Source organism: Dokdonella koreensis DS-123 (genome assembly GCF_001632775.1).
GTDB lineage: Bacteria > Pseudomonadota > Gammaproteobacteria > Xanthomonadales > Rhodanobacteraceae > Dokdonella > Dokdonella koreensis.
Genome location: NZ_CP015249.1, coordinates 93074 through 116823, shown reverse-complemented (window position 1 = coordinate 116823; position 23750 = coordinate 93074). Strand labels below are relative to the sequence as shown.

Below are 23750 nucleotides of genomic sequence, written 5' to 3'. Positions count from 1 at the left end.
TCACGCCGTCTCACGCCCGGAGACGGCAGCCGGCTACACCCCGGGGCTGCTTGAGTTTCCGACGACCAACCGCAGGTACCTGCCATGGCGGCCGCTTCCGTGCTCGACGATTTCCACCCCGCGGTCGCCGCCTGGTTCGGACGCCGCTTTGCCGCGCCGACACCGGCGCAACGCGAGGCCTGGCCGGCGATCCGCGCCGGACGCCACACGCTGATCGCGGCGCCCACCGGCTCGGGCAAGACGCTGGCGGCGTTCCTGGCCGCGATCGACGGGCTGGTCCGCGAAGGCGTCGCCGCCGGCGGCCTGCCGGATCGCACCACGGTCGTCTACGTCTCCCCGCTCAAGGCCCTCTCCAACGACATCGCGATCAACCTGGAAGCGCCGCTGGCCGGCATCCGCGAGGAACTCGCGCAGCGCGGCCTCGCCGACCTGGATCTGCGCGCCGCGGTCCGCACCGGCGATACGGCCCAGGCCGACCGCCAGCGCATGCTGAAGACGCCGCCACACATCCTGGTGACGACGCCCGAATCGCTCTACGTCCTGCTCGGCTCGGTCTCCGGGCGCCTGCTGCTCGGCGACGTGCGCACGGTCATCGTCGACGAGATCCATGCGATCGCCGACGACAAGCGCGGCAGCCACCTGGCGCTCACGCTCGAACGCCTCGAAGCGCTGTGCCAGCGGCGCCTGGTCCGGATCGGTCTTTCGGCGACGCAGAAGCCGATCGAGGAAATCGCGCGGTTCCTGGTCGGCGCCAGCCACGTCGATCGCGACGGCCGCCCCGACTGCGCGATCGTCGACAGCGGCCACACGCGTCCGCGCGATCTGGCGATCGAGATGCCGCCGGTGCCGTTGGAAGCGGTCATGTCCAACCAGGCCTGGGAACTGGTCTACGACCGCCTCGCCCAGCAGGTGCAGGCGCACCGCACGACCCTGGTCTTCGCCAATACGCGACGCCTGACCGAGCGCGTCACCCGCCACCTCGGCGAGCGTCTCGGCCGGCAGCACGTCGCCGCCCACCACGGCAGCCTCGCCAAGGAGCTGCGGCTGGATGCCGAGCAACGGCTCAAGCGCGGCGAGCTCAAGGTGCTGGTGGCCACCGCCTCGCTCGAGCTGGGCATCGACATCGGCGATGTCGACCTGGTCTGCCAGCTCGGCTCGCCGCATTCGATCGCCGCGTTCCTGCAACGCGTCGGCCGGTCCGGCCACGCCGTCGGCGCGACGCCGAAGGGGCGCCTGTTTCCGCTGTCGCGTGACGACCTAGTCGAATGCGCGGCCCTGCTCGACTGCATCCGGCGCGGCGAGCTCGACCTGCTGCACGTTCCGCAGGCCCCGCTCGACGTGCTGGCCCAGCAGATCGTCGCCGAGGCGGCCTGCGCCGAGTGGGACGAAGGCGCCTTGTTCGACTGGCTGCGCCGCGCCTGGCCGTACCGCGACCTGGAACGCGCGACCTACGATGCGGTCGTGCGGATGCTGGCCGAGGGTTTCACGAGCCGTCGCGGCGCCCGCGCCGGCTACCTGCATCGCGACGCCGTGCACGGCCGCCTGAAGGGACGCCGCAATGCGCGGCTGACCGCGCTGACCTCCGGCGGCACGATTCCCGACACCGCCGACTACACGGTCGTGCTCGAACCGCAGGCGATCACCGTCGGCACCGTGCACGAGGACTTCGCGGTCGAGAGCATGGCCGGCGACATCTTCCAGCTCGGCAACACGTCCTATCGCATCCTGCGCGTCGAGCGCGGCCGCGTCCGCGTGGAGGACGCGCAGGGCCAGCCGCCGAGCATCCCGTTCTGGATCGCCGAAGCGCCGGGCCGCAGCGACGAACTGTCGGCCGGCGTCTCGCGCCTGCGCGCGCAGGTGGCCGAGCAGCTCGAGGCCGGCCCCACGGCGGCCGAGCACTGGCTGGTCGAGACGCTCGGGCTCGATCCCGTGGCCGCACGCGCGCTGGTCGAGTACCTGGCACGCGCGCGCAGCGCGCTCGGCCTGCTGCCGACCCGCGAGCACCTGGCGATGGAGCGGTTCTTCGACGAATCCGGCGGCACGCAGCTGGTGATCCATTCGCCCTACGGCAGCCGCATCAACAAGGCCTGGGGCCTGGCGCTGCGCAAGCGCTTCTGCCGCACGTTCAACTTCGAGCTGCAGGCGGCCGCCACCGAGGACGCGATCATCCTGTCGCTGTCGACCAGCCACAGCTTCCCGCTGGCCGACGTCGCGCGCTACCTGCACTCGTCCAGCGCCGAGGATGTGCTGATCCAGGCGCTGCTGGACGCGCCGCTGTTCGGCGTGCGCTGGCGCTGGGCCGCGACCACGGCACTGGCCCTGCCGCGCTATGCCGGCGGCAGCCGCGTGGCGCCGCAGCTGCAGCGCATGAAGGCCGAGGACCTCCTGGCGACGGTGTTCCCGGACCAGGTCGCCTGCCTCGAGAACATCGTCGGCGAGCGCCAGATCCCCGACCACCCGCTGGTCCGCCAGACCCTGCGCGACTGCCTGCACGAGGCGATGGACCTCGACGGCTGGCTGGCGGTACTGCGAGGGCTGGAGAGCGGCGCGATCACGATGACCGCGCGCGACCTGCCCGAACCCTCGCCGCTGGCCGCCGAGATCCTGTCGGCGCGGCCCTATGCCTATCTGGACGACGCACCGCTCGAGGAGCGCCGCACGCAGGCGGTGCAGATGCGCCGCTGGAGCGAGCCGCAATCGGCCGGGGATCTCGGCGCGCTCGACGCCGACGCGATCGCCGGCGTCCGCGAGGAAGCCTGGCCCGACGCCCGCGACGCCGACGAGATGCACGAGGTCCTGATGGGCCTGGGCTGGATCACCGAGCACGAAGCGCAGGCCAATGCCGGCTGGAGCGACTGGCTGCAACAGCTGGCCAAGGCCGCACGGGCGACGCGTCTTCGCAGCGGAGCGCTGACCGTCTGGGGCGCCGCCGAGCGCCTGCCGGCGCTCACCGCGCTGCTGCCGGCTGCGGTCCCGCAGCCGCCGATCGCCGCGCCGGCCGAGTACGCCGCGGTCACCTGGAGCGCCGAGGCGGCGCTGGTCGAGCTGTTGCGCGGGCGCCTGACCGGACTGGGACCGACCACGGTAGCCGCCCTGGCCGCGACGCTGGACGTACCGGCCAGGGGGATCGTGGCCGCGCTGACGGCGCTGGAAACCGAAGGCTACGTCCTGCGCGGCCGCTTCACGCCCGGCGCTGCGGAGGAGGAATGGTGCGAGCGCCATCTGCTCGCGCGGATCCACCGCTACACGCTCAAGCGGCTGCGGCGCGAGATCGAGCCGGTCGAGCCGCGCGACTTCATGCGCTTCCTGTTCGAATGGCAGCACGTCGCGAGCGACGCCCGGACCCAGGGTCCCGAAGCGCTGCAAGGCGTGCTGGCGCAGCTGGAGGGCTACCAGGCCGCCGCGGGCGCCTGGGAGGCCGACCTGCTGCCGGCACGCGTGGCCGACTATGCGGCCGGCCGGCTCGACGACCTGTGCCGCAGCGGCCGCAGCGTCTGGGCACGCGTGGCCGACGCGGCCGTCGCCGGCCGCGAGCGCGCCGCCGGTCCGTTGCGCAGCACGCCGATCGTCGTGCTGCCGCGGCGCGAGCTGGCGCGATGGAGCGGCTTGGGTGCGCCGCCCAGCGCGGACGCGCCGCTGTCCTCGCGCGCCCGTGCCGTCCTCGACCTCCTCGACGAACGCGGCGCATCGTTCTTCGACGAACTCACCCAGGGCACGCGCCTGCTCAAGACCGAGCTGGAAGACGCACTCGGCGAGCTGGTTTCGCGCGGCCTGATCCACGCCGACAGCTTCGCCGGCCTCCGGGCGCTGCTGACGCCGGCTTCCAAGCGCAGCTCGCATCACGCACGGCGTACACGCCGCAACGCCCTGCTCGGCATCGAGGATGCCGGGCGCTGGGCGCCGATCCGGACCGCGCCGAATCCAGCCACCGCCGCAGCCAGTATCGACGGCGACACACTCGAGCACATCGTGCGCGTGCTGCTGCGGCGCTATGGCGTGATCGCCTGGCAGCTGCTGGCACGCGAGGCCGAGTGGCTGCCGCGCTGGCGCGAGCTGGTCCGTGTCTGCCATCGGCTCGAGGCGCGCGGCGAGATCCGCGGCGGCCGCTTCATCGCCGGACTGTCCGGCGAGCAGTTTGCGTTGCCCGAGGCGATTCCGCTGCTGCGCACGATCCGCCGCCGGGCCTGCAACGGCGCGCTGACGGTGGTCGCCGCCACCGATCCGCTCAACCTGGTCGGCATCGTCACGCCCGGTGCGCGCGTGCCCGCCGTCCTCGGCACCCGCATCCTCTTCGAGGACGGACTGCCGGTGGCGGTGCTCAACGGCGGAAAGACCAGCCTGCTGGTCGGCCGCAGCGCGGTCGAAGCCGAATCGGCGCCGCTGCCGGCGGACTGGCGGCAGGCGCTGATTCGCGGATCGGTCGTCTTGCCGGCGGCATTGCCGGCGCTGCCGCACTGACGCCGCGACGGCGTTTCCGACACCGGCCACGGCATCTTCACGCGATCGAGTCGAACCCCGTGAACGAAAAAGGCCGGGAATGCACCCGGCCTTTTCTTCGTCTTCGAGCTGAAGCAGGCGGCTCAGCGCCGCTTGGGCGCCGGCACCTTTTCCTGCGCCATCTTGAGCGCCTTGACCGCTTCTTCCTGGAAGGCCTTCACGGCGCCGTCATCGAGGCGACCGCCCTTGCCGTCCTCGTTGAGGATGGCGGTGCCGCCCTCGTCCCAGCCCAGGCGCGTCGAGCCGCTGATGACGCCGAGCGGCCGATCGTCCTTGAACGCGTACTGCACGGTCGAACGGCCGGCCTCGCCACGATCGGTGATCACGCGCGCAAAACGCACGTGGCCGTCCTCGACGAACGCGTCCCAGGCCACCGAGACCTGATCGTTGAGATACGAGCCCTCGATGCGCCGCATGCCGCCGGAATTGGTGCGGATCTTTCCGATCTCTTCCTTCAGCTTCTCGCCGGGCGTCGCCTCGGCATTGAGCACGACCTGGGTCGTCACGCCGTTCCCGCCGGTCAGCACCGGCGAGTTGAGGGCCGGAAGGAAGCGGCGCTCGCCGTCGACCAGGATCGCCTCGACGACATAGGTCCGCTTGGGATCGATCTTGCCGGGGTCGAAATCGAGCACGAACTGGAACGGCTGTACTCCGCCCACCGCCTGGACCTTCTCGGCCAGCGCGACCTCGGGCTGGGCCAGATCGACCAGCCGCGTGGTCAGCTTGGCCTCGGCGCTCAGCGGGATCTGATCGCGCAGCGTCACCGTACCGCTGATCGCGGTGGCCTGCTGCACCGGCGGCGCGCCGGACGCAGGCGCCGTTCCGGCTGGCGGCGCGCCCGCGTTCTGTTCGCCGGACTGGCAACCGCCCAGCACGATCAACCCCAACAGCGTCGGGGCGAGGAGCTTCCGCATGAGTACATCCTCCAGATTAAGTCGGCAAGTCAATCAACGAAACGTATCGTAGAACGAAACGGGGTCGGCGCGCTTTGCGGGACGCGAAAAAAAGCCCCATCGGCGCTGCTCGAAAAGGACACGGGGAGGTGCTGCAATGCGTCAATGATACCAGCACCGCGAAAACGGACCGGATCTGCGATTTCGCCGCGGGAAGGTTATCCCCCTGCCGCGCCGAAGGAGGCCTGAACGGGTCGCAGCCGGTGTACCAACCTGCCGAAGAACGCTTCGGGATCGCAGCGACGCGCCCCCGGGACGAACGGCCGGCCTAGCGCAGTGGCGAGCACACCTTGTTGCGCCCCGCCTGCTTGGCCCGGTAGAGCTGCTCGTCGGCTGCACGCAACAGCTTGCTGACGGTGGACGTCTCCGCGTCGCGGCTGGCCACCCCGATGCTGATCGTGATGCCGGGCGGTACCGGCGGTCCGGTATCGGCATGCAGGTCCAGCGCGGCGACCGCGGCCCGCACGCCTTCGGCGAAGGCGACGGCGTGCTCGATCGGCTGCTCCGGCACGATGATCGCGAACTCCTCGCCACCGATCCGCGACACGATCAGCTCCTGCGGCGCCTGATCGCGCAGGATCGACGCCACGCGGCGCAGCACGATGTCGCCGGCCGGATGGCCGTACCGGTCATTGACCTCCTTGAAGTTGTCCAGGTCGATGATCAGCAGGGCCAGCGGACGGCTGTGGCTGGCCGAGCGCGCCAATTCCTTCTCGAGCAGCTCGAGGAACTGCCGCCGGTTGTACAGCTCGGTCAATGGATCGAGCGTCGCCAGCAGGTACAGCTCCTCGTGGTAGCGCATCTCCAGCGAGGAGGCGTCCATGAACTTGAACACCCAGCTGCCGATCGTGATGTGGTCGCCGTCCTTCAGTTCCGCCTCGATGATCGGCTGGTCGTTGAGGAAGGTCTTGTTGGTCGAATCCAGGTCCTTGATCCGGTAACCGGACGGCTCCAGCCAGATCCGGCTGTGCTGGCGGGAGATGCTGTGCTCCAGCAGCTGCAGGTCCGCGTCCGGCGCGCGGCCGATCACCAGCGGACTGCGTCCCAGGTCGATGCGCTGGCCGAGCCGCTGGCCCTGAAGGACGATCAGGCAGGCTTGTCCGTGTTCGACACCCAGCTCGCGCTGCGGGCGGATCGTGCGTCGTTGGGTGGTGCTGGGGTCGTTGTCGCGCGAGCTCATGAGACGCCGATGCAGGGCAAACACCGGCTCGGGCGCAGACCCGATACCGAAGGAAGATCCGATCCCGGCTGGCTGCCGCTGGACGGGTCGATCGCCAGCGGCGCACAGGGGCACCGCACGTTCCTTAGCGTATCAGACCCGGGACGGAACGCGCCCCGGCAAGGCGAGGCGCCGCGCAGCGACTGGCTGCGCGGCGCAGACGAACGGCTGTCAGGCTCGTTTGATCAGCCCGATGATGAATAGCAGGATCACCGCACCGATCAGTGCATTGATGATCGCGGCGACGATGCCGCCACCGATGGCCAGGCCTACCTGCGGCAGCAACCAGCCGGCGAGAAAGGCACCGACGATGCCGACCACGATGTTGCCGACCAGGCCGAAACCATGCCCCTTCACGATCAGTCCGGCCAACCAGCCTGCAACGGCACCCACGATCAGCCAGACCAGGATTGTTTCAATAGCCACGATGGATCCCCTCTCCGCAGTGTCGCGGTTTGCGACGCGGCCCATTCTGCGCCCAGCTCCGGCTTCGAGCATGGCGCAGTGCGGCAGCGCGCCGGAGCCGCCGCCTCGTCAGTGGCCCTGGCGTGAATCGGAGGAGGACGGAGGACGGGCCGGACCGGCGGCGCGCTGCGCGCGCGCGCGTTCGCGGATCGCAGCCAGCGCCTCGGGACCGAGCATGGCCGAATCGGGACGGCTGCGCGAAGCCACCCGCTCGGCAGCCAGCGAAAAGACCACGCCGAACAGCCCGATCGCCGTGCACAACAGGCCGAGGCCGAGCAGCCCCGGGCTGCGTGTCGTCAACGACAGGGCAAGGCCGAGCACGGCCAGGCCGATCATGATCCAGCGAACCATCACGCACACCCCGAGGACCCGGCCTGCGGCCGGCGACGCAACGCTACCAGAAAGTCGTTCGCGCATTGCCCCGCCGGTCGGCTGTTTGCCGCCGCAAACCGGCACGCTACCCTGGGCGCACGGCCGCCGCCCCACGGCCGGACCGGAGACCGTCATGGAATCGCTGTCGCAGATCGCACTGGCCGCGGGTCTCGCCTGGGCCAGCGGGTTCCGGCTCTACGCCGCCGTCTTCGTGGTCGGGCTGCTCGGCCGTTTCGGCTACCTCGACCTGCCGCAGCACCTTGCGGTGCTCGAGCACGACTGGGTGCTGGCGGCCTCCGGCGTGATGCTGTTCGGCGAGTTCCTGGCCGACAAGGTTCCGGCGTTCGATTCGCTCTGGGATGCCCTGCACACCTTCGTGCGCATCCCGGCCGGCGCATTCCTGGCCTGGGGCGCGATGGGCGACGCCGGGCCCGCGGCGCAGGTCGCCGCGGCATTGCTCGGCGGCGCGGTCACCAGCGGCACGCACCTGTTCAAGAGCGGCGGCCGCGCCGCGATCAACACCTCGCCGGAACCCTTCAGCAACTGGGGCGCCAGCCTCGGCGAGGACGGTCTAGTGCTCGGCGGCCTGTACCTGGCGATCGCGCACCCGCTGGTGTTCCTGGTCCTGCTGGTCGCGTTCCTGGCGCTGGTGGCCTGGCTGTTGCCGAAGATCTGGCGCTTCGTCGGGCGGGTGCTGCGACGGCTGCGGGGCGATCCGGTCAGCGCTCCGAATGTCCCGGCTCGAAGTAGTCGCGACGCATGAACAGGCCCGGCCGGATCAGGTCCACGAACGCCCGTGCCTCGGCCGTCAGGTAGCGCCCCTTGCGAATCACCACCCCGTAGCTGCGCTGCGGGAAGTACTGCCGCAGGTTGCGTACCGCGAGCCGCGCGCGATCGGCATCGGTCACGCAGATGCCCGTGACGATCGAGATACCCAGGCCCATCGCGACGTACTCCTTGATGACCTCCCAGCCGCCCACCTCGATCGCGACGTGGAACGGCACCTTGCGCTGCTGGAAGATCAGGTCCACGAGGCGATAGGTCGTCAGTCGCTTCGGCGGCAGGATCAGCCCGTACGGCGACAGGTCTTCCAGGTGGATGTCGGTCCGCGCCGCCAGCGGATGGTCGAGCGGCAGGATCAACAGCGGATCGAAGTGGTAGATCGGCTCGTAGCTGAGGTCCACCGGCACTTCGAGCATCGACCCCACCGCGAAATCGACCTGGTCCGAACGCAGCAGGGCCAGGCCGTCGCGACCGGTGACGTTGTGCAGATGCAGCCGCACCGAGGGCTGCACCTCGCGGTAGCGCGCCACCATCGGCGGCAGCAGGTACTGGATCGTCGAGGCGCCCGCCGCGATGTTGAGCTCTCCACCCGCCAGGCCCTGCATGCGCGAGCGGAACTCGCCGTCGAGCGCATCGAACCCGTCGATCAGCGGCTGGGCCAGCTCATAGAGCAGCTGTCCTTCGCGGCTGAGGGCGACACGGCGGCGGCGACGCTCGACCAGGACCACGCCCAGCTCTTGCTCCAGCGCCGCCAGCTGCAGGCTGACCGCCGGCTGCGACAGGAACAGCGCCTCGGCCGCGCGTGACAGCGTACCCAGCTTGGCGATCGTGCAGAACGCCCTCAACTGCTTGATCCTGTTGCCTTTGTAGTAGAAGCGCGGCGCGGCGCCCGCGGCCGTGCCCGGGGAGGCGTGCGATGTTCGTTTGGCTGGGGTTCGCGTGGCCATCGCCATATTCAATCAATACGTTGCAGTCGACTTTATCAAAGTTAATACCATCCATTTAAATATTTGCTTTGTAAAATTGGCGCAACGCGACATACGGTAGGCGCTCGAAAGACGCGGAGTAGGCAATGGTTGCGATGCTGAACGGTCACCCGGGCCCGTCGCCGACGATCACCGGCGCGATCAAGCCCGGCCACGAGCGCGTGCTGACGCCGGCCGCCCTGGACCTGCTGCAGGACCTGCACCGGCGCTTCGACGGCCGCCGCCGGGCGCTGCTCGACGCCCGTGACCAGCGGCAGGCGCGGTTCGACGCCGGCGAGCTGCCCGATTTCCTGCCGCAGACGCGCGCGCTGCGCGAAGCGGACTGGACGGTGGCACCGATTCCCGCGGCACTGGCCGACCGGCGCACCGAGATCACCGGGCCGGTCGACCGCAAGATGATCATCAACGCGCTCAATTCCGGCGCGAAGGTGTTCATGGCCGACTTCGAGGATTCCACCGCGCCCACCTGGGACAACCTGATCGAGGGCCAGGCCAATCTCGCCGACGCGGTGGCCGGAACGATCAGCCTGGTCACGGCCGAGGGCAAGGCCTACGCGCTCAAGCCGCAGACCGCCGTCCTGATGGTCCGGCCGCGCGGCTGGCACCTGGACGAGAAGCACGTGCAGGTCGACGGGCAGGCGATGTCCGGGTCCCTGTTCGACTTCGGACTGTTCGCGTTCCACAACGCGGCGGCACTGCACGCGCGCGACCGCGGCCCGTACTTCTACCTGCCCAAGCTGCAGAGCCACCACGAGGCCGCCCTTTGGGAGGAGGTGCTCGCCCATACCGAGCACGCGCTCGGCCTGCCGCCGGGCACGATGAAGGTCACCGTCCTGATCGAGACGCTGCCGGCGGTCTTCGAGATGGACGAGATCCTGCACGCGCTGAAGAGCCGGATCACCGGCCTGAACTGCGGGCGCTGGGACTACATCTTCTCGTACATCAAGACGTTCCGTGCCCACCGCGACCGCATCCTGCCCGAGCGTGGCCAGGTCGGCATGACCGTGCCGTTCCTGAAGGCCTATTCGGAGCTGCTGGTCAGGACCTGCCACCGGCGCGGCGCGTTCGCGATGGGCGGCATGGCCGCGCAGATCCCGATCGCCGACGATCCGGAGGCCAACGAAGCGGCGATGGCACGCGTGCGCGCCGACAAGAAGCGCGAAGCCGGTGCCGGGCACGACGGAACCTGGGTGGCCCATCCGGGTTTGCTTGCGGTGGCGGTCGCCGAGTTCGACGCGGCGATGCCCGGTCCCAACCAGCTCGACGTGCGGCGTGAGGACGTTCGCGTCACCCGCGACGACCTGATCACCGCGCCGGCGGGCACGATCACGCGTGCCGGCTTCCAGGCCAACGTGGACGTCTGCGTGCGCTACCTGGCGGCCTGGCTGGACGGCCTGGGCTGCGTTCCGATCCATCACCTGATGGAAGACGCGGCCACCGCCGAGATCAGCCGTGCCCAGTTGTGGCAATGGCTGCATCACAGCGGCCTGTCGCTCGAGGACAGCACGCCGATCGATTTCGCCTTGTTCCAGGCCGTGCTGACGGGCACCGAAGACCGCCTTCCGAAGGCCGGCCTGCCCGGCCAGGACCGCGTGCGGGAGGCGATCGCGATGCTCGACGCGCTGACGCGGGCCCGCACGCTGGCCGATTTCCTGACCGTTCCGGCGTACGAGCGCCTGCCCTGACGCGGGCGCCAGCACACCCCCGCCCCCGGCGGGCAACCACGGGAAGCGCACAGAGCGAGCGTCTCCCGCCGGCACAGGCCGATCGCTCCCCCTTGCCCCGCCTCCGCTGGAGACGGGTTTTGCCAATCAGGAGTCCCTTCGATGAGCAAGACCTCGCTGCCGACCGCCGACCAGATCAAGCTGGACTGGGACAACAACCCGCGCTGGGCCGGAATCACGCGCAACTACACGGCCGAGGACGTGGTGCGCCTGCGCGGCACCGTCGCGGTGGAGCACTCGCTCGCCCGGCTGGGCGCCGAGAAGCTCTGGAAGTACCTGCACACCGAGAACTTCGTCAATGCGCTCGGCGCGTTGACCGGCAACCAGGCGATGCAGCAGGTGAAGGCCGGCCTCAAGGCGATCTACCTCTCCGGCTGGCAGGTGGCGGCGGACGCCAACCTGTCCGGCCAGATGTACCCGGACCAGTCGCTCTATCCGGCCGACTCGGTTCCCGCGGTCGTCAAGCGCATCAACAACGCGCTGCTGCGCGCGGACCAGATCCACCACGCCGAAGGCGACGACAGCGTGGACTTCCTGCAGCCGATCGTGGCCGACGCCGAGGCCGGCTTCGGCGGCGTGCTCAACGCCTTCGAACTGATGAAGGCGATGATCGAGGCGGGCGCCGCCGGCGTGCACTTCGAGGACCAGCTGGCCAGCGTCAAGAAATGCGGGCACATGGGCGGAAAGGTGCTGGTGCCGACGCGCGAGGCGGTCGAGAAGCTCAATGCGGCGCGCCTGGCCGCGGACGTCTCCGGCGTGCCGACCCTGCTGGTCGCGCGCACCGATGCCGAGGCCGCCGACCTGCTGACCAGCGACGTGGACGAGAACGACCGCCCCTTCACGACCGGCGAGCGCACCGTCGAGGGCTTCTACAAGACGCGCAACGGCCTGGATCAGGCGATCTCGCGCGGCCTGGCCTATGCGCCCTACGCCGACCTGGTCTGGTGCGAGACCGGCAAGCCCGACCTCGCGTTCGCCCGCCAGTTCGCCGAGGCGATCCATGCCAAGTTCCCCGGCAAGCTGCTCGCCTACAACTGCTCGCCGAGCTTCAACTGGAAGAAGAATCTCGACGACGCGACCATCGCCCGGTTCCAGAAGGAAATCGCCGGCTACGGCTACCGGTTCCAGTTCATCACGCTGGCCGGCTTCCACGCGCTCAACTACTCGATGTTCAACCTCGCGCACGGCTACGCCCGGCGCCAGATGAGCGCCTTCGTCGAGCTGCAGGAGGCGGAGTTCGCCGCCGCCGATCGCGGCTTCACGGCGGTCAAGCACCAGCGCGAGGTCGGCACCGGCTATTTCGATCAGGTCACCCAGGCGATCCAGCAGGGACAGTCCTCGACCACCGCCCTGACCGGATCGACCGAGGAGGAGCAGTTCCACGGCAGCGCCAAGAGCGCCGCCTGAGCCAGCGCCGTCACGAACCCGGCGCCGGCCCTGCCGGCGCCGGCGGCCGGGCCGCGACACGTCCGGGCCGGCCGGTTCCACGGCCGGTCCTCGCGCAAGACGCGCGCGGCGGCCCTGCTGCACTGGCGGCCCTTATCCAGTACGCTATGATTCGCGGTTTGGTACGAACCACGCGGGGTGGTCATCGTGTCGTCAGCGCCGTCGTCCGTCTCGGAAGCGAATGCCGCTCCGGCTGCGGCCAGGCATCCGTCTGCCTCGAACGCGACGCACCCCCGCCAGCTGTCCACCGCGGAGATCGAGCTCTTCGCACGTGTCGGCGCCCGCCGCGAAGCACTCGCCGACGACCTGATCTTCCACCGGGGCGAGCAAGGCCGCAGCATGTTCATCGTGCAGGCCGGCCAGGTGCGCCTGCAGTTCGGCGACAGCGTCGTCGACAAGCTGATCGGTCCGGGTGAATTCTTCGGCGAGCTGGCGCTCTTCATCGGCAACCATGCCCGTGTCGCCAACGCGATCGCAGCGCAGCCGACCACGCTGTGGGTGGTCAGCCACGACGCCTTCTCCGACCTGCTCGACAGCGAGCCGCGCCTGCTGGCGCGCTTCATGCAGCGCTCGTTTTCGTACCTGGTCGCCAGCGAGCAGCAGCTGATCGCCAACCTGCGCCGCAGGAACGAGGACCTGATGGTCACGCTCGATTCGCTGCGACAGGCCCAGACCCAGCTGACGACCGCACAGCGGCTGGTCCAGACCGACGAGCTGACCGGCCTGTGCAATCGCCGCGGTCTCTATCTCTACCTGGAGCAGCTGCAGCAGCGGCGCATCCACGACACGACACTCGGCCTGCTGCTGATCGACGTCGACCACTTCAAGCAGATCAACGACCGCTGCGGCCACCTGGTCGGCGATGCCGTGCTGAAGGCCATCGCCGACGCCCTGCGCGACGCCGCGGCGGCCTGCGACATGCCCTGCCGCCTGGGTGGCGACGAATTCGCCTTCCTGGCCCAAATCACGTCCCTGGACGAGCTCCAGGCACGCGCCGACCAGATCGCCGGGGCGATCCGCGCGCTGCGCTTCCCGGCCGGTGCCGATACGCTGCAGATCGCCGTCAGCATCGGCGGCGGCCTCTGCCCCCTGGAGGCTACCTGGACTGCCTGGTACAGCTATGCCGATACCGCGCTCTACGCGGTAAAAGGCGAGGGCGGCGATGGTATAAACGTAAAGCATATGGACGCCGGCGGCGATTCTCCGGCATTCTGCTAATGCGGTGGCCGGTTATCGTCGGAAGTTGAGGGACTTTCGACCACTGGAATCGTCGAAGCGAAACCGATCCGATAGAACCGGTTTCGGGAACAAGCGCAGCCGTGCATGGCGCCGGATGCGTACCTAGATCGATCGGCCATACGCCGGTCAATGAGGTGCGGGGTTCCTGAGCCCCGCGTGTAGCCAGGGAGTGTCGCTGCTTCATGGAAGCCATCGCCCAGTCTTTGCCCGCCGCAGGATCTGCGTCACCCGATCGCGCCAGGCCGCTGCTACGCACGCTCGTCCTGTGCGACCTGGTCGATTCGACCGCCCTGGTGCACAACCTCGGCGACCTGGCCTCCACGCAGCTGATCCGCCGCCACGACCGTTTCACGCGCGCGTTGCTGCAGGTCCACGACGGCCACGAGATCGACAAGACCGACGGGTTCTTGCTGATGTTCGACCGGCCGATCCAGGCCGTCGCCTTCGCGCTCGACTATCAGCGCACGCTGCACCAGTTCAATCTGCAGGAAAGCAGCAATCTGAAGGCACGCGTGGGCATCCACGTCGGCGACGTGCTGCTCTGGGACAATGCCGAGGAGGAAATCGCCAAGGGCGCCAAGCCGGTCGACATCGAAGGCCTGGCCAAGCCGATCACCTCGCGGCTGGCTTCGCTGGCGCGCCCCGGCCAGATCCTGCTGTCGGGCATCACCTGGGCCCTGGCCCACCGCGCGCAGGGCGAACTGACCGAGGCGGTCGACAAGATCCGCTGGCGCGCCCACGGCCGCTACCGCTTCAAGGGCGTGCCCGAGCCGGTGCCGGTGTTCGAGGTCGGCGAGGAAGGGCTGGCGCCGTTCCAGACCCCGCCGTGGTCGGGCAAGGCCTATCGCGAAGTACCGTTCTGGCGGCGGCCCTCGGTGCTGGTGCTCGAAGCGCTGCTGATCGCGGCCGCGATCATCGTGCCGGTCTACACGATGCTCCGGTCGCCGCCGGCCATCGCGTTCGCCAGCCGCGACTGGGTCGTCGTCGGCGACTTCCAGAACCACACCGACCAGTCGATCTTCGACGACTCGCTGCAAATGGCGTTCCGGATCGGCCTGGAGCAGTCGCGCTACGTCAACATCCTCTCCGACCTGAAGGTCCGCGACACGATCGCGCGCATGAAGCGCGACCCGAACGGCACGTCGATCGATCGCGCGATCGGCTCGGAGGTGGCCCTGCGCGACGGCGCCCGGGCCCTGATCCTGCCGAGCATCGCCGAGATCGGCGGCCGCGTGCGCGTCACCGCCGAGGTGATCGACCCGAAGACGCAGACCACCGTGTATTCCGAATCATCCGACGGCCTGGGTGCCGATTCGGTGCTGCCGTCGATGGACAAGGTCAATCGCCAGCTGCGCGAACGCCTGGGCGAAGCGGTCGCGGTGATCTCCACCGACAGCAAGCCGCTCGAGAAGGTGACCACCTCGAACCTCGACGCGCTGCGCGCCTATACGCTGGCCGTCACCGAGGACAGCAAGGGAAACCGGAAAGAGGCCATTCCGCTGTTTCGCCAGGCCGTCGCGCTCGACCCCGACTTCGCGCTGGCGCGGGTCGGCCTGGGCCGGACCCTGCTGCTGACCGGAGCCGGCGACCCGGCCGAGATCGCCAAGGAACTCGAGCACGCCGTGAACATGGTCGACCGGCTGTCGACGCGCGACGCGCTGTACGCACAGGCCTGGCTGAGCAACAACGGTACGCCGCGGGTCGCCCTGGAGAAGTGGCGCCTAATGGAGCAGCTCTACCCCGATTCGATCCCTGCCAGCGGCGGCCTGGGCTATTTTTCGTGGCAGGCCGCCAATCGCTTCGACGACGCCATCCGTGCCATCGAGAAGATCGCGGTATCGACCAACCCGCGGCGCGCGATGGCGGACTACCTCCTGGCGACGCTCTACCTCGGCCAGGAGCGCTTCGACGATGCCGAGCGCCGCTTCCGCGAAGCGGCGGCCAACGACTACGCGACGCAGAACATCTTCTACGCCTACCTCTACGCCGCGCAGCGAAAGTTCGACCAGGCCGACCAGATTCTCGCGAAAGGCGCCGCGACCGGATTGCCCACCAGCGATGCCGAGGTCTGGTTCGCGCGGACCGCGCTGACGATCGACCGCGGCCGATGGCAGCAGGCACTCGAAATCCTCGGGCACGCGAAAGCGGAAACCCGGGCCATCAAGGGATCGTTCTACTTCGATTTCCAGACCATAGAAAACATCGTCAGGGCGCAGACCGACTCACGCGATGCGGTCGTCGCGCGGCTGTCGTCCTACGTCAAGGAACTCGACGCGGCACAGATCCGTCCCGTGGACCTGCAGTTCCATCGGCTGATGGGGGCGTATCTCGCGGCGACTCAGAACGACGTGGCGCTCGCGCAGCGGTTCCTGGCCGGCGCCGCGGCATTCAGCCGCAAAGGCGATCATCCGTTTCTGGCAAGCCTGCTGACCGTCGTCGAGGCGGAGATCGCCCGCGCGCAAGGCAAGCCCGGCGAGGCGATCGCGATGCTCAAGCCGTACTTCGACGGCCACGAGTTCTACTTCAGCCACCAGGTGATGATGCGGGCCTACGCCGAACAGGGTGACATCGACGCCGCGCTGGCCCAGGCCAAATGGCTGGGCGACCATCGCGGGCGCGCCTACGCCGAACAGTTCGGCCAGCTGGTCCTGATACCGGTCAACGTGCTTTTTTCCGACCTGGCCGTGCTGGAATCGGCACGCCTGTCGTCGGTGAAGGGGAAGGCCGAGGATGCCCGGCAGTTCTACGACAGGTTCCTGGGCCTGTGGCCGGGTATCGAGGCGGTGCCTGCATTCAAGGAACGGCTGGCCGCGGTGAAGCTCGCCGAGCGTCCCACCTCGCCGGCTCGATGACGCCGCCGGTTGACGCTCCGACCCGTCAGAAGCCCGGATCGGACCGGCAGGCCTCGCCCGTCAGCACTGCTCCATCTTGATCCAGGGCACGTTCATGCCCATCGCCGCGTTGACGGTCACTTCCCGGTACTTCTTCAGCAGATCGTCCAGCGTGGCCTTGGACGCGAGCGTCTTGGGAATCAGGCACGCAGCGGGCAGGTTGATGATGATGTCGTCCGGAATGCCAAGAACGCTCAAGGCCTTGGCCGGCGCCGCCTGAAACAGGGCCCGGAACGTATCGTCGGTCGCGACGCGCTTGAGCAGAGCCTCGGCCTGCGCGGCCGTCAATTCGCATTCACCCATGACAACTCCCCTGACGAGGTTCTCAGTTTACCTTCAGAACTTCGTGCTTGCCATTGCCGGTCGAACCTCATCGGCGTCATCACCCGATCCGCGCGGCGGCACCGGCGGCCGGGCCCGGATCGCACCCGGCATCCTACAATCCCGGTTTTGTTCCGATCGGAATGTCCATGCGCCTGCGCCGTTGTCACTGTGTCGTCATCCAGCCCCGTGAGCGGTTCACGATCGACCTGGAGCTGATGCTGAGGGAAACACCGCGCCTCGCCTCGACCTTCGAGTGGGTGGCATTGGCGGCGCACCTGGACGCCGAGGTCCGCGTGGACCTCGACGAGATCGCCGTCCTGGGCAAGGTATCGGCTCATGCCTGGACCGATCGCTCGCAGCTCGAATACGAACACCCCACCCAGACCCTGCAGTCACTGGAAGCCAAGGGCCTGCTGGTCGCCGAGCACACGGCGACGGCCAACGCCGACGACAGCGTCCGCACGACGCATTGGGAAGGCCTGTCGGCTGTCGCGCATCGTCATCTGCGCTGGCGCGACATCGACAGCGAGCGCGAACGCGGCCGCTTCCAGGAGCTCGTCGAGGGCGAACCCCTGGCGCACCTGGGCCCGCCTCCTGCCACCTCGGTCGAGCGCGGCCCGCCCGAGGCACGGATCGCGCTTCCCGGCACGCCCGCCTCGCCGCTGGCTGCGCTGATGGCCCGGCGCGTGACCTGCCGGAACTTCGATCCGGTCCGCCCGCTGGCGCCCGACGACCTGGCCTCGGTCCTGGGCCTGGTCTTCGGCGCACGCGCCGAAGCGACCGTCACCGGTGTTCCGGTGCTCAAGAAGGGCTCGCCGTCGGCCGGCGGATTGCACCCGACCGAGGCCTACCTGCTGGTCCGTCGGGTCGACGGCGTCGCGCCCGGCCTGTATCACTACCACGCCGTGGCCCACGCGCTGGAGCCGCTGCGCCAGCTGGAAGCCGCCGAGGCCGACGCACTGGCGCTGCGCTTCGTCGCCGTGCAGCGCTACTTCCTGGAGGCGCCTGTCCTGGTGATCTATGCGAGCCGCTTCGAGCGCAATTTCTGGAAGTACCGCCAGCACGCCAAGGCGTATCGGGCGACGATCCTCGATGTCGGCCACCTGTCCCAGACGCTCTATCTCGCGGCGACCGAACGCGGCCTGGCGGCGTTCTTCACGGCGGCCGTCAACGAGGTCGACATCGAGGCGGCCTTCGGTCTCGACCCGATGACGCAGGGCGTCATTGGCGTCGGCGGCTTCGGCCATCGAGCCGATACCCGCGAGGAGATCGAGTTCGATCCGCTGCATGCGGTATGGCCGGCCTGATGAGCCGGCCGCGGGCATCCCCCGCCGGCCGCGCACGCCGCACTGTCAGTGCAGGTCCAGGCGCCGGTACTGGATCGCCTCGGACAGATGCGGCGCCTCGATGCGGTCGCTGTCGGCGAGGTCGGCGATCGTGCGCGCCAGGCGCAATACACGGTGATAGGCGCGCGCCGAAAGGCCGAGCCGCTCGACCGCCCGGTCGAACAGATGTCTCTCGCTCGAGCGCAAGGCGCAGTCGCGCTCGGCTTCCCGGTTGCCCAGCCAGGCATTGGGCTTGCCGGCACGCCTGAGCTGGCGCATGCGCGCCGCGCAGACGCGCGCCTTGACCGAGGCGCTGGATTCGCCGGCATTCTCCGCGCGCAGCTCGGCCAGCGGAACCCGCGGCATCTCCAGCTTCAGGTCGATCCGGTCCAGCAGCGGCCCGGACACGCGCGACCGATAGCGCGCGACCTGTTCCGATGCGCAGCGGCACCGGCCCGACGGATCGCCGGCGTAGCCGCAGGGACACGGGTTCATCGCCGCGACCAGTTGGAAGCGGGCCGGGAACTCGGCCTGGCGCGCGGCGCGCGAGATGACGATGCGACCCGATTCCAACGGCTCGCGCAGCACTTCGAGCACGTGGCGGTCGAACTCCGGCAGCTCGTCGAGGAAGAGCACGCCGTGATGGGCCAGGGAGACCTCGCCGGGACGCGGTATCGATCCGCCACCGACGAGGGCGACGGCAGAAGCCGTGTGGTGCGGACTGCGGAACGCACGCCGCTTCCAGCCGTGCAGGTCCCCTCCCAGGCCGGCAACGGACCGGATCGCGGCCAGCTCGATCGCCTCGTCCTCCTCGAGCGGCGGAAGAATGCCGGGAAGCCGGCTGGCCAGCAGCGTCTTTCCGGTACCGGGAGGGCCGACCAGCAGCAGGTTGTGCATACCGGCCGCGGCCAGCTCCAATGCCCTGCGCGCCTGCGGCTGCCCACGGACGTCGGCGAGGTCGGGCTCGTCCTCGGGAGCTTCGCCGGAACCGTCCGACGCGACCGCCACCGGCAGCTCCGCACGGCCGGCCAGGTGCGCGCAGACGTCGAGCAGGGTGTCCGCCGCACGCACGTCCGCCGCGCCGACCAGCGCGGCCTCGGCCGCGTTGCCGCGCGGGACAATCACGCGCCGGCCGCTGCGGGCGGCACGCAGCACCGCCGGCAGGACGCCCCGGATCGGCCGCAGCTCGCCGGAAAGCGCCAGTTCGCCGACGAACTCGTGCTCCGCCAGCGCCGCCGCCGGCAGGTTGCCGTTGGCCGCGAGGATGCCGAGCGCGATCGGTAGGTCGAACCGCCCGCCATCCTTGGGAAGGTCGGCCGGCGCGAGGTTGACGGTGATCCGGCGGGCGGGATAGTCGAACCGGGCCGTCAGGATCGCCGCACGGACGCGGTCGCGCGCTTCCTTCACCGCCGTTTCCGGCAGGCCGACGATCGAGGTGCCCGGCAGGCCGCCCGAAAGATGCACCTCGCAGGTCACCAGGGGAGCCGCGACGCCATCCTGGGCGCGGCTGTAGACGCGGGCAAGGCTCATCGGACTGCATCCTGCAAAAAGGGCCCGCCACCCCGACTGGGGTGAGCGTAGCGGGATGGCGGGCTTCCCGGGAAACGCCGACCGGCGGGCTCCGGCACGCCGGAGCCCAAGAATGCAGGGTGGACCGCGGCCCGGCCGCTATGCGGCGGCCGCGGACCGGTCTCTCGTCAGTGGGTGGCCGGGCCGCGCCCCGGCAGCACGAGCGCCGCTTCCAGCGCACCAATCTGGCGCTCGAGTTCCTCGAGCTTCTCGCGGGTCCGCAGCAGTACGCAGCGCTGGACGTCGAACTCCTCGCGCGTGACCAGATCGAGCTGGCGCAGACCGCTCACCAGGATGCTGCGGACGTTGGATGTGAGATCTTCGCGAGCCTGGCGCACGCCCGAAGGCATCAGGTCGGCCAGGCGCGCGGCGAGTTCGTCGATGGAGCCGATTACCGTCATGGATACACCCCGCTTGAATTCGTCAGCTGCCGGCTCGGTGCCCTTGGGGCGGCCGGTCTGTTTTAAGGAGACGCAAGTATGCGCCTGCCGGCTCGTTCCCTGAACCGGCAGGCGCGGCGTCCCTGCATGCATCCTGCAATGCGTCCTTGCCCCCGCGCTTCCGGTCCCTTTGGCCAGCGCGGCGTTCCGTGCTGGAAATAAGTCTAGGCGCTCTCCCGAGCGGTGCCATCGGCTGGATTCGGAAGATCGTGTAGGAAATTTCTTACACGAGCGGACCGCCGATGCGGCGCCTGGCGACCATCCGGTATAGTCGCGGCCGCCGGTGGCGATGGCCAACCTGCCGGCGATCCAACAACCGGAGGTGCCGATGAAGATGGTCATGGCGGTCGTCAAGCCGTTCAAGCTCGATGACGTGCGCGAGGCGCTGGCGGAGGTCGGCATCCAGGGCATCACGGTGACCGAGGTCAAGGGATTCGGCCGGCAGAAGGGGCATACCGAGCTCTATCGCGGCGCCGAGTACGTCGTGGATTTCCTTCCCAAGGTGAAGATCGAGATCGCCGTGGCCGACGACGCGGTCGACCGGGTCGTGGAAACGATCATCCAGGCCGCCAACACCGGCAAGATCGGCGACGGGAAGATCTTCGTCTATCCGCTGGAACGGATCGTGCGCATCCGGACCGGCGACCTCGACGCCGACGCGCTTTGACCGCGCGGTACCGGGTCTTGCCCGGCCGGAGGGAAAGCCGGTGATCTATCGCCGCCTGGGAGACTCCGGCCTCAAGCTGTCGGCCCTGTCGCTGGGCACCTGGCTGACCTTCGGCGAGACGGTCGACCGGCGCGCGGCACGCGAGCTGGTCGCCGCTGCGCTCGACAACGGCGTCAATTTCTTCGACGGCGCCGAGAACTACGCACACGGCGATGCCGAGCGGCTGCTGGGCGACGTGCTGGCCGATCTGCGCCATCCGCGCGATGCCTGGTGCGTCTCGAGCAAGGTCCGGTTCGGCGCGGTCCCCGATCCGGCACCGACGCAGCAGGGTCTTTCGCACAAGCACGTCGTGGAAGCCTGCAACCAGGCGCTGCAGCGGCTGCGCGTGGACCATCTGGACCTGTACTTCTGTCATCGCCCCGATCCGGATACGCCGCTGGAAGAAACCGTGTTCGCGATGGACACCCTGATCCGGCAGGGCAAGGTGCTCTATTGGGGCACCAGCGAATGGCCGGCCGAGGCGATTCGCGAAGCCCATCGGATCGCTCGCCTGCATCACCTGCAGGCACCCCGCATGGAGCAGCCGCAGTACAACCTGCTGCACCGGCGGCGTTTCGAAACCGAGTACGCGCCGCTGGCGCGCGAGCTGGGGCTCGGCACCACGATCTGGTCGCCGCTGGCGTCCGGCCTGCTGAGCGGCAAGTACCGGGACGGCATCCCGACCGGATCACGGGCCGCCGCAGCCGGCAACCCGTGGCTGCGGGAACGCGTCGCGGACGAGCAGCGGCAACGCGCGATCCGTCAGCTGGACGCCATCGCAGCGGACCTGGGGGTCGCGCTGGCACACCTGGCGATCGCGTGGTGCCTGATGCATCCGGCCGTTTCCACCGTGATCCTGGGCGCCCGTCACCGCGAGCAGCTCGAACAGAACCTGCAGGCCGTCGCGCTGGTCCCGCGGCTGGATCGCGAAACGATGCGCCGGATCGGCAAGGCGGTGCGGGCGGGGCTCGGTGCCCGCCTGATGGCGCGCTGGCGGCGGCGCGGATCCTGAAGCTCGCCACGGCGCTGTCGCGGGCGACCTCCGGGCGCGCCCGGCACCTCCCGCAAAGGAAACGGCCCCTCCCCAACCGGGGAGAGGCCGTCGGGTACCGCCGGCGGCGGCCGGCGGTGGGGCGCCCGGTTGCTACTGGTTGATGTCCACGTCCTTCGTATCGTGCAGGAACAGCGTGCCGACGATGAAGGTGAAGACCGCCACCACGATCGGATACCACAGGCCCGAGTAGATGTTGCCGGTCAGCAGCACCAGAGCGAACGCGGTCGTCGGCAGGAAACCGCCGAACCAGCCGTTGCCGATGTGATACGGCAGCGACATCGAGGTGTAGCGGATCCGTGTCGGGAACAGCTCGACCAGCCAGGCCGCGATCGGTCCGTAGACCATCGTCACGTAGAGCACCAGGAGCACCAGCAGCAGCAACACCATCGGCTTGTTCATCTGGGCATTGTCGGCCTTGGCCGGATAGCCGGCGGCGTTGATGGCGGCCGTGAGATCGGCGGTCAGCTTCGCCTGCGCGGCCTTGGCATCTTCCGGCGAGAGACTGCTGACGTCGACGCCCTGGATGGTCGTGCTGCCGATGCGGACGCTGGCCAGGGTGCCGGCAGGTGCCTGTTCGTTGGTGTAGGTCACGCTACGGCCGTTCAGCAGGTTCTTGACCAAGTCACAGGAGCTGTTGAACTTGACGTGGCCCTTGAGCTCGCCGGGCACGAACTGGAACGCGCAGTCCTTCGGATCGGCCACCACCACCGCCGGCGAGTTCTTGGCGGCCGCTTCCAGCGCCGGGTTGGCGTAATGCGTCAGCCCCTTGAAGATCGGGAAGTAGGTGATCGCCGCCAGCAGGCAGCCGGCCATGATGATCGGCTTGCGGCCGATCTTGTCCGACAGCCAGCCGAAGAAGATGAAACCGCCGGTCGCGATCGCCAGTGCCGCGGCGATGAACAGATTGGCCGTGACCGCGTCGACCTTCAGCGTCTGCGTCAGGAAGAACAGCGCGTAGAACTGGCCCGCGTACCAGACCACCGCCTGGCCCGCGGTGGCGCCGAGCAGGGCCAGCAGCACGATCCTGCCGTTCTTCCAGTTCGCGAAGCTTTCGGTCAGCGGTGCCTTGGAGTGCTTGCCCTCGGCCTTCATCTGCTGGAAGACCGGTGACTCGTTCAACTTCATGCGGATCCAGATCGAGACCAGCAGCAGCACGAACGAGATCAGGAACGGCACCCGCCAGCCCCACTCCTTGAACGCGTCCTCGCCGAGCATCGTGCGGCAGCCGAGGATCACCAGCAGCGACAGGAACAGGCCGATGGTGGCGGTGGTCTGAATGAAGCTGGTGTACAGGCCGCGCTTGCCGTTCGGTGCATGCTCGGCGACGTAGGTGGCCGCGCCGCCGTACTCGCCGCCGAGCGCCAGGCCTTGCAGGCATCTCAACACCACCAGCAGGATCGGCGCGGCGATGCCGATCGACGCGTAGGTCGGCAGGATGCCGACCAGGAACGTCGAGATGCCCATGATCACGATCGTCACCAGGAACGTGTACTTGCGTCCGATCATGTCGCCGAGGCGACCGAACACGATCGCGCCGAATGGACGCACGGCGAAGCCGGCGGCGAACGTCAGCAGCGCCATCACGAACGCGCTGCCCGAGGGCAGGGACGTGAAGAAGTGCGCGGCGATGATCGCGGCCAGCGAGCCGTACAGGTAGAAGTCGTACCACTCGAAGATCGTGCCGAGGCTGGAGGCGAGAATGACGCGCCTGTGGCTCTGGGTGAGCGCTGCGCCCGATGCTGGAACGGATGCCATCG

Annotated in this window: 18 protein-coding genes; 9 read left to right on the top strand and 9 right to left on the bottom strand. The window is 69.1% G+C overall.

Features of this window, described 5'->3' with window-relative positions; genetic code table 11:
• The first annotated feature begins 84 nt into the window (after positions 1 to 84).
• Entirely contained in the window at positions 85 to 4458 is a 4374-nt protein-coding gene (locus I596_RS00435) for a DEAD/DEAH box helicase (protein WP_067642603.1), read from the top strand.
• Positions 4459 to 4580: 122 nt separating this feature from the next.
• Here I596_RS00435 and I596_RS00430 read toward each other — a convergent pair whose 3' ends face one another.
• The 4 genes from I596_RS00430 to I596_RS18875 all read right to left on the bottom strand — a co-directional run bounded on the left by I596_RS00430 (position 4581) and on the right by I596_RS18875 (position 7485).
• A complete protein-coding gene (locus tag I596_RS00430; RefSeq protein ID WP_067642601.1) occupies positions 4581 to 5411 on the bottom strand; it encodes a YbaY family lipoprotein in 831 nt (276 codons plus the stop codon).
• Positions 5412 to 5718: 307 nt separating this feature from the next.
• Positions 5719 to 6630: a diguanylate cyclase gene (locus I596_RS00425; RefSeq protein WP_067642598.1), complete on the bottom strand. Its 912-nt coding sequence runs from the start codon at positions 6628 to 6630 to the stop codon at positions 5719 to 5721.
• A gap of 210 nt (positions 6631 to 6840) precedes the next feature.
• A complete protein-coding gene (locus I596_RS00420; protein WP_223303884.1) occupies positions 6841 to 7140 on the bottom strand; it encodes a GlsB/YeaQ/YmgE family stress response membrane protein in 300 nt (99 codons plus the stop codon).
• Positions 7141 to 7203: 63 nt separating this feature from the next.
• Positions 7204 to 7485 (bottom strand): hypothetical protein, encoded by a 282-nt coding sequence (locus I596_RS18875; protein ID WP_223303883.1) that lies wholly within the window; start codon positions 7483 to 7485, stop codon positions 7204 to 7206.
• Positions 7486 to 7639: 154 nt separating this feature from the next.
• Here I596_RS18875 and I596_RS00410 point away from each other — a divergent pair, with 154 nt between their 5' ends.
• Positions 7640 to 8269 carry a DUF4126 domain-containing protein gene (locus I596_RS00410; protein WP_067651205.1) on the top strand — a complete coding sequence of 210 codons (630 nt, stop codon included), beginning with the start codon at positions 7640 to 7642 and terminating at the stop codon, positions 8267 to 8269.
• On the opposite strand, the gene I596_RS00405 is transcribed toward I596_RS00410, so the two are convergent.
• On the bottom strand, positions 8226 to 9242 hold the full coding sequence (locus tag I596_RS00405; protein WP_067642589.1) for a LysR family transcriptional regulator: 1017 nt from the start codon (positions 9240 to 9242) through the stop codon (positions 8226 to 8228). The two genes, I596_RS00410 and I596_RS00405, sit on opposite strands and share 44 nt — an antisense overlap.
• Before the next feature lie 119 nt (positions 9243 to 9361).
• Here I596_RS00405 and aceB point away from each other — a divergent pair, with 119 nt between their 5' ends.
• The 4 genes from aceB (at position 9362) to I596_RS00385 (ending at position 16536) form a co-directional block, all read left to right on the top strand.
• Positions 9362 to 10960 (top strand): malate synthase A, encoded by a 1599-nt coding sequence (gene aceB / locus I596_RS00400; protein WP_083965254.1) that lies wholly within the window; start codon positions 9362 to 9364, stop codon positions 10958 to 10960.
• A gap of 141 nt (positions 10961 to 11101) precedes the next feature.
• Complete coding sequence (gene aceA / locus I596_RS00395; RefSeq protein WP_067642583.1) at positions 11102 to 12406, top strand: isocitrate lyase; 1305 nt, start codon at positions 11102 to 11104, stop codon at positions 12404 to 12406.
• A 186-nt stretch (positions 12407 to 12592) separates the two neighbouring features.
• A complete protein-coding gene (locus I596_RS00390) occupies positions 12593 to 13663 on the top strand; it encodes a GGDEF domain-containing protein (RefSeq protein WP_067651202.1) in 1071 nt (356 codons plus the stop codon).
• A gap of 203 nt (positions 13664 to 13866) precedes the next feature.
• Positions 13867 to 16536: a putative peptide modification system cyclase gene (locus I596_RS00385; protein WP_067642580.1), complete on the top strand. Its 2670-nt coding sequence runs from the start codon at positions 13867 to 13869 to the stop codon at positions 16534 to 16536.
• Between the two features lie 60 nt (positions 16537 to 16596).
• Here I596_RS00385 and I596_RS00380 read toward each other — a convergent pair whose 3' ends face one another.
• Positions 16597 to 16878 (bottom strand): NHLP-related RiPP peptide, encoded by a 282-nt coding sequence (locus I596_RS00380; protein WP_067642577.1) that lies wholly within the window; start codon positions 16876 to 16878, stop codon positions 16597 to 16599.
• Positions 16879 to 17045: 167 nt separating this feature from the next.
• On the opposite strand from I596_RS00380, the gene I596_RS00375 reads away from it, so the two are divergent.
• Complete coding sequence (locus tag I596_RS00375; protein ID WP_067642573.1) at positions 17046 to 18206, top strand: putative peptide maturation dehydrogenase; 1161 nt, start codon at positions 17046 to 17048, stop codon at positions 18204 to 18206.
• A 45-nt stretch (positions 18207 to 18251) separates the two neighbouring features.
• Here I596_RS00375 and I596_RS00370 read toward each other — a convergent pair whose 3' ends face one another.
• A complete protein-coding gene (locus I596_RS00370) occupies positions 18252 to 19754 on the bottom strand; it encodes a YifB family Mg chelatase-like AAA ATPase (protein WP_067642570.1) in 1503 nt (500 codons plus the stop codon).
• Between the two features lie 167 nt (positions 19755 to 19921).
• Positions 19922 to 20194 carry a ubiquinone biosynthesis accessory factor UbiK gene (gene ubiK / locus I596_RS00365; protein WP_067642566.1) on the bottom strand — a complete coding sequence of 91 codons (273 nt, stop codon included), beginning with the start codon at positions 20192 to 20194 and terminating at the stop codon, positions 19922 to 19924.
• Between the two features lie 367 nt (positions 20195 to 20561).
• Here ubiK and glnK point away from each other — a divergent pair, with 367 nt between their 5' ends.
• Positions 20562 to 20900 carry a P-II family nitrogen regulator gene (gene glnK / locus I596_RS00360; protein WP_067651199.1) on the top strand — a complete coding sequence of 113 codons (339 nt, stop codon included), beginning with the start codon at positions 20562 to 20564 and terminating at the stop codon, positions 20898 to 20900.
• A 40-nt stretch (positions 20901 to 20940) separates the two neighbouring features.
• Positions 20941 to 21951: an aldo/keto reductase gene (locus I596_RS00355; protein ID WP_067642562.1), complete on the top strand. Its 1011-nt coding sequence runs from the start codon at positions 20941 to 20943 to the stop codon at positions 21949 to 21951.
• Between the two features lie 132 nt (positions 21952 to 22083).
• On the opposite strand, the gene I596_RS00350 is transcribed toward I596_RS00355, so the two are convergent.
• Positions 22084 to 23748, bottom strand: coding sequence for an MFS transporter (locus I596_RS00350; protein ID WP_067642559.1), 1665 nt, complete (start codon positions 23746 to 23748; stop codon positions 22084 to 22086).
• Between the last annotated feature and the right edge of the window lie 2 nt (positions 23749 to 23750).